At 53.5% G+C, this 12,982-nt stretch carries 9 protein-coding genes; 6 read left to right on the top strand and 3 right to left on the bottom strand.

Translation table 11 applies throughout. The annotated features are described in order from the left end of the window. Window positions 1–249 precede the first annotated feature (249 nt). Window positions 250–2,349, bottom strand: a complete 2,100-nt coding sequence (dinG, locus tag RFN81_RS06855; RefSeq protein WP_264498373.1) for an ATP-dependent DNA helicase DinG — start codon at window positions 2,347–2,349, stop codon at window positions 250–252. A 286-nt stretch (window positions 2,350–2,635) separates the two neighbouring features. On the opposite strand from dinG, the gene RFN81_RS06850 reads away from it, so the two are divergent. After that, window positions 2,636–2,755 (top strand): AraC family ligand binding domain-containing protein, encoded by a 120-nt coding sequence (locus tag RFN81_RS06850; protein ID WP_264498372.1) that lies wholly within the window; start codon window positions 2,636–2,638, stop codon window positions 2,753–2,755. A gap of 394 nt (window positions 2,756–3,149) precedes the next feature. Here RFN81_RS06850 and bglX read toward each other — a convergent pair whose 3' ends face one another. Both bglX and RFN81_RS06835 read right to left on the bottom strand, forming a co-directional pair. Then, window positions 3,150–5,456 carry a beta-glucosidase BglX gene (gene bglX, locus RFN81_RS06840; protein WP_264498370.1) on the bottom strand — a complete coding sequence of 769 codons (2,307 nt, stop codon included), beginning with the start codon at window positions 5,454–5,456 and terminating at the stop codon, window positions 3,150–3,152. Between the two features lie 340 nt (window positions 5,457–5,796). Then, window positions 5,797–7,143 carry an aspartate aminotransferase family protein gene (locus RFN81_RS06835; RefSeq protein ID WP_264498369.1) on the bottom strand — a complete coding sequence of 449 codons (1,347 nt, stop codon included), beginning with the start codon at window positions 7,141–7,143 and terminating at the stop codon, window positions 5,797–5,799. A gap of 412 nt (window positions 7,144–7,555) precedes the next feature. Here RFN81_RS06835 and RFN81_RS06830 point away from each other — a divergent pair, with 412 nt between their 5' ends. The 5 genes from RFN81_RS06830 (at window position 7,556) to RFN81_RS06810 (ending at window position 12,931) form a co-directional block, all read left to right on the top strand. Then, window positions 7,556–8,575, top strand: coding sequence for an ABC transporter substrate-binding protein (locus RFN81_RS06830; RefSeq protein ID WP_264498368.1), 1,020 nt, complete (start codon window positions 7,556–7,558; stop codon window positions 8,573–8,575). 75 nt (window positions 8,576–8,650) lie between these two features. Beyond that, the gene (locus tag RFN81_RS06825; protein WP_264498367.1) at window positions 8,651–9,661 is read left to right on the top strand and encodes an ABC transporter ATP-binding protein; all 1,011 of its coding nucleotides are present in this window, start codon (window positions 8,651–8,653) and stop codon (window positions 9,659–9,661) included. Then, the gene (locus tag RFN81_RS06820) at window positions 9,658–11,310 is read left to right on the top strand and encodes an ABC transporter permease subunit (protein WP_264498366.1); all 1,653 of its coding nucleotides are present in this window, start codon (window positions 9,658–9,660) and stop codon (window positions 11,308–11,310) included. Before RFN81_RS06825 ends, RFN81_RS06820 begins: the two co-directional genes overlap by 4 nt. 31 nt (window positions 11,311–11,341) lie before the next feature. Further along, window positions 11,342–12,112: a DeoR/GlpR family DNA-binding transcription regulator gene (locus RFN81_RS06815; RefSeq protein WP_264498365.1), complete on the top strand. Its 771-nt coding sequence runs from the start codon at window positions 11,342–11,344 to the stop codon at window positions 12,110–12,112. A 132-nt stretch (window positions 12,113–12,244) separates the two neighbouring features. Beyond that, complete coding sequence (locus RFN81_RS06810; RefSeq protein ID WP_264498364.1) at window positions 12,245–12,931, top strand: glutathione S-transferase family protein; 687 nt, start codon at window positions 12,245–12,247, stop codon at window positions 12,929–12,931. Window positions 12,932–12,982 lie beyond the last annotated feature (51 nt).

Below are 12,982 nucleotides of genomic sequence, written 5' to 3'. Positions count from 1 at the left end.
AATATAAATAGTGAAATTGACGGATAATTACCGAAATAACACATTGAAAAACAATGTGTTTTATATTATCAATATTGTGATGCGACATAATACCTCTCCCTGGTGGATAAAAAAGGCGGCATAACCAAACTTGGTGTCAATCCTATTTACAGCATCCTACTGTCACAAGGAAAATCTAACAAATAAGATTAAAAAAATATAGCGCTAAATAGGGGGTAATTGCCCCGTTATTCTTCGGACGGAGATGCGTTACGTTATTTCCCGCTGTTCTATCGGGAAAACGGGAAGCGCCGCCAGCAACTGCGCACCATAGCCTTTGGTCAACAGTCGCCTATCGTAAATAACGATTTCACCGAAGCAGTCATGGCTGCGTATTAAACGGCCGACCTGTTGGATAAGGTTAAATGAAGCACTGGGCAAACTTTGTACGATAAACGGGTGGCGTTTGAGGCTTTTTAGCCATTCGCCTTCCGTCAGAATCACCGGGCTGTCGATGGGGGGAAACGCAATTTTATGGATATGTACCTGCGAAAGCAGTTCTCCTTTCAGATCCAGCCCTTCGGCAAAGGATTGTAACCCGATCAGCACGCTGGTCTGCCCTTCCTGTACGCGTTGACGATGCAACTCAACCAACCGGTAGCGTGGCTTATCGCCCTGAACCAAAAGCATCAAGCGTAAATCGCTGACCTGTGTTAAAAAAAGCTGCATAGCTCGCTGGCTGGCAAAGAGCATCAGTATTCCCTTATGCTTAGCCTGCTTTAATTCTGCCCGAAAAAACTGCGCCATTTCCGCAATATGCTGCGCTTCAAACGCCATAACCGGTTCATAGCGCATTTTCGGGATAACCAGACGCCCCTGCTCACGATGATTAAACGGCGAATCCAAGGCGATAAACGTGTCCCCTTCCTCCTCACTCAGGCCGGAAAGTTCCTGGATACGTGCAAAGCTATTGAGCGAGCGCAACGTCGCCGAGGTCACCACGACATGCGACACCTTACTCCATAGCAGTCTTTCAAGCTGATCGCAGACGCGTATTCCCGCGCAATGCAAATGAAGATGCGGATGGTTGTCGCGCATTTCCTGCGTGATCCATTTCGACACTGGCGCATTGGAGGATTTTTCCATCGCCGCTAGCCGCCACAGTTTACTCATCGATTCGAGGTAGCCCAGTTGACGACTCATTTTCAGCAACAGGTGGTAGAGCCGCGCGACATCATGCTTTCCGGTTTTTTCGCTGAGATCGTTGAGCATAAATTCCACTAATGCCCGAAGCGTGTCAGTCAACTTGAACAACCGCGCGCAGAGCTCATGCATATCATCCGGCATCTTGCCCATTGCAAACCGGTATTCGGTTTCCACTCCGTCAGACGGTAAAAATAATCCGCACATTTGTGAAAAGGACAATATGCACTCACGGATCTCCTCACAATGGCCGATTAACCGTTCGCTGTTCGCGAGCCGCGGCGGCGATTTAGGCGCGAATTGCGCCATACATTGCCCGATAAGCTGTACCGCTTGTTCGAGTTGCGTCATGACATAGGCGGGATGAATGTCACCGGACATCTCCAGCGTATCGCGGGCAACGTCGGGAATATGGTGCCCTTCATCGAGCACGAGCAGGAGGTTCTTAGGCGCTGGCAGCACCGATTCACTCTCCATTGCCGCCATCACCAGCGCATGATTGGTGACGACCACATCGGCCTGTTCGATCTCACGTCGCGCGATGAAGAAAGGACATTCGCGATAGTAAGGACAATTGTGCGCAAGACAATTCGCTTTATCAGTACACAATTTCGACCATAAGCTGTCGTCAATCGTCTCCTGGTAATGATCGCGCAGCCCATCCCATTCACGACGTTGTAACGCTTTTTCCAGCCGCACGCAGATGCGTTTTTCCTCGTTATTAGCGGATACCCGTTCATCATCGAGAAAGAGCGGCAAATCCCCTTGCGCGTCGGGATCGGTCGCCAGCATGGCTAAATTGCGCGGACACAGATATCGACGACGCCCAAATGCGGCAGTGAATGTTAATTCGGGGATAACTTTTTGCAGTAGCGGCAAATCTTTACTGTAAATCTGATCTTGCAACGCCACATTTGCCGTACTGACCACCAGCGTTTTCTCTTCTGCCCGCCCCACGGCAATCCCCGGAATCAGGTAAGAGAGCGTTTTACCGACGCCGGTTGGTGCTTCGATAGCGAGATGGCGCGGGTAATCACCAGCCAACGTTTTCGCCACGGCGGCAATCATTTGTCGCTGCGGCGCGCGAGAAATAAAATCCGGGATTTGCGTTTGCAGGGCCTTATACCATTGACCAATCTGCAATTTTATTGCGGGGGACAGCGTCATGCTCACTCTGTATCTGCGTAACCTGGCGGCTATTGTCCCACAGACGCCCAACGACGTCAGCCGTTATCACGGGTGATGCCGGTCTCGACAATCGTCCTTGCAGCAATTAAGGTAACGCCTAATTTTCATGCACAGCCACCATATCGTCGATAAATTATGATCCGCTCGACTGATCAATCGTACTGGTTTTCGCCACACTTACCGCATGTTGAGCTCCGAAGCACGTACCATAGCCATCATTGCTTATAAGACTCACAGCCATGCTCAATTCTCGATTGGGGCCATCATGGAAGGTGAGACGCAGTGCCACTACCGTCACACCCGCTATACGCTACGCGTCGGCGAGATGATTCTTATCGATCCCCAGCAGCCACACAGTTGTAACCCGTTGGCTTCAGTCAATTGAACGCGGAGCCGGTGTCATTCTGATTTTTTTTGGTCTGCTGTTATTACTGCGGTGACAAGGTTGAAACATAAGCGCCCTATTCCACCTTGTTTCATTGATGGAAGGCATTATAATCCTAAGCAATTAACAAAAGGATAACCTGATGACGCTGCAAAAACTCGGTATTATCGGCCTCTTTGCCATACTCGCTTTAGGAGGCATTTCCGGCATGATGTTGGTCGGTTACATTATCATCGTGCATTCAGGTTAAGGGGTTCCTGCCAGCGCGTTAATGACGATCGTGAGACCGTTCACCTGCGATAATCTGCTAATCACTCTCCACATTACCCCGCCGCCGGTATGATGGCAGCGGGCGAAGGTTGTTGTAGTAACGTAGAACGAAAACCGTGTGAAATTATAGCAGGGTAAAACTGCCATGCTTCACGCGTTGCGAATCCAAACCAATCATCACGTCGAATTTACCCGGCTCGACAACCTGCTGCATGCGGGCATTGTAAAATTTCAACGCGTCCTGGTTAAGCGTGAAGGTCACCGTGCGAGACTCCCCTGGCTGTAGCATGACTTTCTCGAAACCGCGCAGTTCTTTCACTGGACGACTGATGGAGGCAACGACATCGTGCAAGTAGAGCTGCACGACAGTTTCACCAGCACGCTTACCGGTGTTTTTTACCGTCACGCTGGCATTGATTGTGCCGTTACGCTTCATGGTCTGACTGGACAAACGCACGTCTGAGACGCTGAATGTCGTGTAGCTCAGGCCGTAACCAAACGGATAAAGCGGCCCGTTGGCCTCATCATAATAATGAGAGGTATATTTACCGGGGTTTTCCGGCGTATAAGGTCGACCGGTCGGCAAATGGTTATAGTAGATAGGAATCTGACCGACGGAACGCGGGAAAGACATGGGTAGCTTGCCGGACGGGTTATAGTCGCCGAATAATACGTCGGCAATGGCGTTGCCGCCTTCCGTGCCGCTGAACCAGGTTTCCAGTAACGCATCGGCCTGTTGATCTTCATGCACTAGCGCCAAAGGGCGACCATTCATCAGCACCAAGACCAGCGGTTTTCCCGTGGCTTTCAGCGCCGCAATCAAATCGCGCTGGCTTTGCGGCAAGTCGATATTAGAACGACTGGAGGCTTCATGCGCCATCCCGGCGGCTTCGCCGACCACCGCCACCACGACATCAGCCTTCTGCGCGACCGCCACGGCTTCATCGATCATCACCTGTGGTGGACGTTTATCCACCTGCACAGCCGTTTCATATTGATTGAGGAAGTCGATAATGCCTTTATGATTACTGACATTGGCGCCTTTGGCGTAGAGGATGGTGGCTTTATCGCCGACGGCATTCTTCAGCCCCTGATAAACGGTAATCGTTTGTTTTGCCACACCCGCGGCAGACCAGCTTCCCATGGTATCGCGCTGGCTGTCAGCCAATGGCCCGACGACGGCAATCGTCCCCTGCTTTTTCAGCGGCAGCGTTTGCAGGCGGTTTTTCAACAACACCAGACTTTTCCGCGCCACATCACGCGCCTCCAGCCGATGTAACCGACTTTCTGCATTGGTGTCCACCGGATCGGAACCTACTGGTCCCAGGTGGCGATAAGGATCGGCAAACAGCCCCATATCGTATTTTACGTTCAGCACCTGACGGCAGGCATCATCGATTTCCTGCGGGCTCACTGCACCGCTTTTCACCAGTTCGGGCAGGTAGCGCGCAAAATACTCGTCGCTCATGCTCATCCCGATACCCGATTTGATCGCCAAACGCGAAGCATCACGCGGACCGCTGGCGACGCCATGTTTAATTAGCTCTTTGATTGCACCATGGTCGGTAATCGTAATCCCCTTGAAATGCCAGTTATCACGCAGAACATCTTTCAGCAACCAGCTATTGGCGGTGGCGGGCGTGCCGTTAATGGAATTCAGCGCCACCATCACGCCGCCGCTGCCCGCGTCAATCGCTGCTTTATAGGGCGGCATATAGTCCTGGAACATACGCTGAGGGCTCATGTCCACCGTGTTATAATCGCGTCCGCCTTCAACCGCGCCATAGAGCGCGTAATGTTTTACACTGGTCATCAGCGAATGACGGCCGGTGACATCATCTCCCTGAAAGGCTTTCACGACCACGCCGGCGATTTTACTTGTCAGCCAGGTGTCTTCCCCGAAGCCTTCCGACACCCGGCCCCAGCGCGGATCGCGCGTGATATCCACCATCGGCGCCCAGGTCATATTCAGGCCGTCTTCCGTCGCTTCATACGCCGCCACGCGTGCGCTTTTTTCAATCGCAGCCATGTCCCAGCTCGACGCCAGCCCCAACGCAATCGGGAAAATGGTACGCTGCCCATGCACCACGTCATAGGCGAAAAACAACGGGATCTTCAGGCGGCTGAGTTGCATCACCTGATCCTGCATAGCGCGAATATCCGGGCGAGTTACCGTATTAAAAATCGCGCCGACCTGGCCGTTTTTGATCATCTCCCGGATGGCGGCTTTCGGATTATCAGCCCCGACACTGATTAATCGGAGCTGACCGACCTTCTCTTCCAGCGTCATTTTCTTCAGGAGATCGGTAACAAAGGCATCGCGCTGCGAATGTGAGGGGGATAAAGAGGTCGGCACAGGTGACAATTCCTGCGCCGCTAGCGGATTACAGGCAAGTCCTATTGCCATCGTCAGTGAAATCAACCATTTCATTCGTTATATAGACCCAATCAATCCAGATCTCCGCGCAAATTAGAACCGAGCGCTGGAGCACAGGACAGGTTAAAAATTCCGACGGCCGCATCCTTTCTCTGGCAAGGCGAGGAACGCCTTGCCCTACCCTGCGAAAAGGCTATCCATAGTGGTTGCCGCACCGACGCACTCAAATACACTGCGCGTAATATAGTGCATTGATTACAGTTTCATTGCATCAAAACCGTAAGAATAATGCCGAGCGACACGCCACATTGCCATGCAATCCGTGCGATTGGGGGAAAGTTAGCTGCGTGCAGACGTCAGACAACGGCCGACGCCTGCATATATAAGGGGGATGTTAACGCTGAGGTGAAAGCAGGCTCAGTGCTCGGTCGAGCGCGCCGACAAGCCAGTCGATATCCTGTGCCTGAAACGCCAGCGGCGGACGCAGCTTCAACACATTGCCGTGCGGGCCAGCCACTGACGTAAGGACATGATCGGCCCGAAGTTGCTCGACCACATCCAACGCCAGCGCTTTATCCGGCGTTTTGGTTTCGCGGTCGCTGACCAGTTCAAACCCGATGAACAGGCCCGCGCCGCGTACATCGCCGACACACGCGTGGCGCTCGGCAAGGCGCGCCAGTTCGCGCGTTAATTGTTCGCCCACCACTCGACTATGTTCCTGTAAACCTTCCTCTCGAATCACGTTGAGCACCGCCTGTGCGGCCGCTATCGATACCGGGTTACCACCAAAGGTATTGAAATAGGGAATTTCATCGCTGAACGCCGCTAGCACATCGTCTTTCGCTAACAGCGCCGATACCGGTATGCCATTCCCCATCGGTTTACCTAACGTCACCACATCAGGCACAATGCCATGACGGCCAAACCCCCAGAAATGTTCGCCAGTACGGGCAAACCCCGGCTGAACCTCATCCGCGATGAAGATCCCGCCATTGGCATGCACCACTTCTATCGCGGGTTGCAGATAGCCTGCGGGGCCAGGTAGTACGCCATCGGAAGAAAAAATAGAATCCGCCAGAAAACCAGCGAATTTAATGCCGTTCGCGGCCATATCATCAATTTGTATCTGGATTTGCTGCGCGAACCAGGTGCCCAAATCCGGCGCATTGACGCGATAGCGATCGGGCGCTGGCACAAGCCGCGTGGTCGCCGCCAGCGGCTGCCCACTGCCAAGCGCGGGCGACGCGCCAGAAGTTAATTCGCTGGTTCCGTGGTACGCCTCGCGGCTGACAATAATTCCCGTTCCGCCGCTGTAGGCACGCGCTACGCGAATCGCCAGATCGTTGGCTTCCGAGCCGGTACACATGTACATCGCCTTATTAATCTCGGCCGGTACGGTGCTGAGAATATCCGCCGAATAATCCAGAATGCGTTCGTGCAAATAGCGGGTATGGGTATTCAGTAAACACATTTGCTGATGCACGGCATCGATGACTGCGGGGTGGCAGTGTCCGATGCTGGCGACATTGTTGTAGACATCCAGGTATTTATGTCCCGCGGCATCCCACAAATATTGTCCCTCACCGCGAACCAGGTGTACCGGGTTACGGTAGAACAAGCGGTATGAGTTCCCCAACACCTGGGAACGCCTGTCCGTCAATCTGCGCGTATCCGCATCCAGCGCCTGCGCATGCTCGGTACGAAAGCTGTTGGTATCCATGATGGTAGATCGTGTCGCCATAATGACTCCTGTAACAAAAATAGTAGCCCGACTACGTCGCACCTAGGGAACGCATCGCGCAGGTTCAGATAATACTTACCCTACACCAAAAGCAACAAAATACACAAATACAAAAATATGCACTTCTTTAATGCACGTGAATGCCAAAAAAGTGCAACAAAAGCGTCATAAAAAATTAATTTCATGTCTATGCTAGCGGTCTATTTGCTTCAGACCATACCTATAAAATTAATAATGCATTGATTTATATAAAATATAAATCACAACATTTGACCAGATAAGATTTTGGCATGCTTCGTGCTAATTCGTCAGACGCCGCGCGATAAACACAAAAATGCACACCATGAGCTATTGACGTTCGCCGCGGGGAAAATAGCGATGCCCATATTTCCACAACCGTAGGGGAACCTGTATGAACCGTTCTTTATTTTGCCGCATTAGCCTGCTCGCCGTGTTGAGCTGTGCCACACTGTTTAACGCCGCCGCATATGCTGGCGCCATCACGGTCTATACCTCACTGGAAGAGGACGAGATTAAAGATTATGTCGCTCAGGCCAAAAAAGATTTACCCGACCTGACAATTAATGTGCTGCGTTTGTCCACCGGCGACCTTGGCCCACGGATTCTGGCCGAATCCAAGAATCCGCAACATGATGTCATTTGGGGTTGGGCGGTAACCAGCGTGATGGACCCGAGAATATCGGCCTTGCTGGAACCCTATGATGCCAAAGGCAGTGAGCAACTCCCGGCACGCTATCGGGCGGCGGATCATAAATGGTTTGCGGCGACCGGCTACATGGCGGCCTTCTGTGTCAACACTGAAGTGCTCAAAGCCAAAAACCTTCCTGTGCCTGCCTCCTGGCAAGATCTGACTAACCCAATCTATAAGGGTGAAATTGTGATGCCCAATCCTGTCTCGTCCGGTACGGGTTATCTACAAATCGCCGCATTGCTGCAAGCGAAAGGGGAACAAGACGGTTGGGCATTTCTGAAATCACTGGATGGCAATATCGCCCAATACACCAAGTCGGGCTCGCGTCCCTGCAAGGCGGCGCGGACGGGCGAATATGCCATTGGCATATCGTTAGCGTTTGCCGCCATGCAGTCGATTGAAGAAGGCTACCCACTCAAAATGGTGATTCCGCACGATGGCGCTGGCTATGAGTTGGAGGCTTCCGCCCTGATGGCCTCAGCGAAGAACAAACCGGATGCCAAACGCTTTCTTGACTGGACACTGTCTAGCCATGCTGCCGAGCTGTACACCAAATACAAAGAGATCGTGACAATCCCCGGCGTTGCGCAGTCTAAAGCCGCGACAATGGCGGGGCTGCCCGCCGACCTCTCATCGGTGCTCTACCCTGTGGATTTCACCCAAAGCGCCAACAGTCGCCACGCGACATTGACAACCTGGCAAAAAACCATCGGCCGATAATGGTCTGTATTCGCAGTAAACGCTGCCGCCCAACCTGTCTGACCCCGGCGGCAGTCGTGATTAAAGGGCATAGTTATGGCACTGGTTATTCACAATCTCTACAAAAGTTTTGACGGGTATGTCGCACTCGACCGCATTAATTTAGCGATCGAAAATGCCGAGTTCGTCTGTCTTCTTGGGCCCAGCGGCTGTGGCAAAACGACATTGCTGCGTATCATCGCCGGGTTACTCAGCTGCGATGGCGGGAAAATCACGCTGGACGATCGCGATCTGGTCAATGTTCCTGCCAAGGAGAGAGGATTTGGCATCGTCTTCCAATCCTATTCCTTGTTCCCTCATATGACGATTGCGCAGAATATTGGCTATGGGCTAAAAATTCGCCGGGTTCCCGCTGAAGAAATAGCGGCCCGTGTTAGTGACCTGCTGGACACCGTGCGGCTCAGCGGATTTGGCGATCGTTACCCTACTCAGCTTTCTGGCGGACAGCAGCAGCGCGTCGCTATCGCGCGGGCCTTGGCAGTCAACCCTGCGCTGCTATTGCTGGATGAACCGCTGTCGGCGCTGGATGCACGTGTGCGTGCCGGGTTGCGTCAGGAATTACGCGAGGTGCAACAGCGACTCGGCATTCCCACCCTGATGGTGACGCACGATCAGGAAGAAGCGATGAGCATGGCGGATAAAATCATTTGCATGCAAGCAGGCCGCATCGTACAGGAAGGGACACCGTATGAACTGTATACCCGACCGCGCACGCGTTTCGTCGCCGAATTTATGGGACACAGTAACCTGTTGTCGCGCGACGTTGTCGGCACGCTGATGCCGGAACTGCTCTCTCCGCCGCAGGAAACGGCACCGCCGGACGGCGCGGAATTATTTATTCGCCCAGAAAGGATCACACTACAGAAAACGGAAGGCGCAGCGGGAAGAGTCATCAATACCAGCTTCCTTGGCAGTATCCAGCGCGTGCAGGTGATGTGGAAATCGCAGCCGCTACTGGTCGAGACCAGCAGTACCAGACACTGGCATATCGGCGACCCTGTCCATCTCTCTATTCGTGCAGAAGACTGCGCCTGGGTGCAACCATGAGTCAGACCATGCTTCCTCCGCAAACGTCTCGCGATCGCTGGCTTTCTGGTCTATGTCTGTGGATCCCGCTGCTGACGTTACTGATGTTTTTTGCTATTCCGATGCTGAGTATTGTCTGGCATAGCCTGTTGGACGATCAAAACGGCAGTGTTGGGCTCGCCAATTATCGGGCGCTGATGGACTCGCCCGGTATCTGGCAGGCGACGCTCAACAGCCTGATTCTTGGCGTCATCACCACGCTGGTGACGCTATTTTTGGGATTTATTGTCGCCTATGGATTGGAATGCACCGTGATGCCCGCAAAACGCTTTATCGCCTTTGCGACCTCGTTGCCTATACTCGCCCCCTCGTTAGTGTTGGGGCTGGGTTTGATTTTTCTACTGGGGAGAAACGGTATCGTCGGCAATCTGCTTGGCGTGCGATTAGAGATTTATGGCTTCTGGGGGTTATTAATCGCCAATGTGCTTTACGCGCTACCGCAAGCGATCCTGATTATTCGAGCCACCCTGCGCCACAGCGATACGCGTCAGTATGAAGCCGCGAACGTTCTTGGCGCGTCTGACTGGCGACAATTCCTGGATATTACGCTCCCCGGCCTGCGCTATGGACTACTGAGTACAGCCTTTGTGGTCTTTACGATCACCATCACGGATTTCGGCAATGCCATGGTGATCGGCGGCAACTTCTCCGTGCTGGCAACCGAGATCTACAGCCAGGTCAGCGGCCAAATGAAATTCGGAATGGGGGCGGTCGTCGGGATTCTGCTGCTGTTGCCTGCGGCAGCGGCGATCTGGATAGAACGCGCGACAACCCAGCGGCAAAAAGCGATCGGGACGCAGGCGGCGATCCCCCACGTGCCACAACCGCTGCGCACGCGGGACATGTCGTTCTACCTGGCAACCATGACCATCGCACTGATGATTGTCGCCGTGATCGGCACCGTCATTATCGCCAGCATGATTCGCCTGTGGCCGTACCGATTGGATCTGACGCTTAAACATTACAATATCGATCTCGCGGGAGGCTATGCGCCTCTGTGGACATCCATCTGGATATCGGCGCTGACCGCGGTGGTTGGTACTGCGCTTCTCTTTCTGCTCACCTTCGGCATTCATCGCCAACCGGGTAAGTTGGCTAATGCCGCCGCGCTTCTTAGCGCCTTACCGGTGGCCGTACCAGGCCTGGTGTTGGGGTTGTCCTACGTATTCACGTTCAATACGGCCGATCTCCCCTGGGGCATGCTGTATGGATCGGCACTGCTGGTGGCACTCTGCAACTATTACCATTATCACACACAAGGCTACACCACGATGATGATGGGAATACGCCATGTTCCGCCTGCGATGGAAGACGCGACGACCGTTTTAGGCGGCGGCGTAGGGCGTATTATGCGCGATGTCTATCTCCCTGCGATGCGCGTAACGCTAATTTCGGTCGCCCTGTTTTTATTCATGCGCGCGATGGTTACACTGTCGGCGGTCATTTTTTTGGTCACGCCATCGTTGCCTTTGGCTGCCGTCACCGTCATGCGATTAGATGAAGCCGGTTTCACCTCGCAGGCGGCGGCTTTTTCGACCTGTATTATGGGTATCGTGGCCATGACCGCATTGCTTTTGCATCTGGTGACAGAGAAGTGGCAAGCGCGGTAATCGGTATTAGAACATCAATGAATGGACAGCTATGTTAGAAGAAACGCGGTTACATCGCATTCAGGCGTTGCTCTCGACGTTAAACCGGGTGAGTACTGAGAAAATCATTCAGCACCTTGGGGTTTCGCGCGAAACCGTCCGGCGCGATATTCTCAAACTGGAGGCGGCAGGGGTATTACGTCGCGTTCACGGCGGCATTGTGGCCGCCACGCTGGCGCCGGAACCGCCATTGTCTATTCGTAGCGCCGTGCGCGAGAAAGAAAAGCAGGCGATTGCTCAAGTCGCCGTGCAACAACTCAAAGCGGGGCAAACGTTGTTTATCGATGCGGGCAGCACCACGGCGCTGCTCGCCGACGAACTGCTCTCTATGCCCGGAATGACGGTGATTACCAATAGCCTCACCGTCGCCCAAAAGCTCAGTGCGACAGAGTCGATGGCGCAGCATAGCGTCATTCTTCTTGGCGGATATATGGGCGCGACGGCACAGGCCACCAGCGGCGATATTACGCTCAACGAGCTGGCGCGCTACCGTGCCGATGTCGCGCTACTTTCTCCCGTCGGGATTGACGCGGCCTCCGGCGCCACCAGTTTTGCCCACCATGAAGCCGCTATCGCCAGATCGATGGTGCAATATGCCAGAACACGCATCATCCTCGCGGATCACAGCAAGATCGGCGTCACCAGTCGGGTGGTCTATGCCACCGTACAAGAAATCGATATGGTGATCACCGATGCATTAAGCACGGAAAAAGCGGCCCTATCTTTACTACAGGCGCATTGCCAGCAGGTGATCGTGGCCTGACGCATCTTGATAGATCACCTTTTTCATCACTGCCATAGACTTAGAGCCTATCTCAATAGGAGACAAGATGCCGAGTGATTTTCACCGCCTTTCGTGCTAATGGTAATGCTCTCAGCATAAGGAGCATCAGATATGTATCAATTGTATATCGCTAATAAAAACTATTCGTCCTGGTCATTGCGTCCGTGGGTATTGTTGAAAACGCTGGCGATTCCTTTCACAGAGCAACTCGTCGCCTTTGCTCCAGGCATCGAGCAACCGGCATTTAAGGCTTTTTCGCCAACGGCAAAAGTTCCCTGCCTGATCGATGGCGAAACTACCGTGTGGGATTCATTGGCGATTACCGAATATCTGGCCGAACGACATGAAGGCGTGTGGCCGCGCGATGCCAACGCCCGCGCCTGGGCACGCTGCGCCGCTGCGGAAATGCATTCCGGCTTTACTGCGTTGCGTAATCACTGCGCCATGAGCTGCGGCGTGCGCGTAAAAATGAACGCTATCGCCCCGGCGCTCAGCAACGACCTTGAGCGTCTTTGCGAGCTGTGGCAGGAGGGTTTGACGCGCTTCGGCGGGCCATTTCTGGCAGGAAACGCGTTCACGGCAGTAGACGCCTTTTTTGCGCCCGTTGTCTTCCGTATCAACACTTATCAACTTCCCGTTTCTCCGCAAGCCGCTGCCTATGGCGCACGTCTATTAGCACAGCCCGCCATGCAGCGCTGGCTAGCAGATGCCTTAGCGGAAACCTGGCGTGAAGCCGCACATGAGGAAGAGGTGAAAAAGGCGGGTGAGGTGATAGAAGATTTACGCGCCCACGCGTAATGACGCCAAAGGCGGCAGATTTGTTCTCTACCGCCATGATGTCGCCACCCG

The sequence above is a fragment of the Pectobacterium cacticida genome, from assembly GCF_036885195.1.
GTDB lineage: Bacteria > Pseudomonadota > Gammaproteobacteria > Enterobacterales > Enterobacteriaceae > Pectobacterium > Pectobacterium cacticida.
Note: the sequence above shows the minus strand (reverse complement) of the source record. Positions and strands in the feature narration are given on the sequence as shown.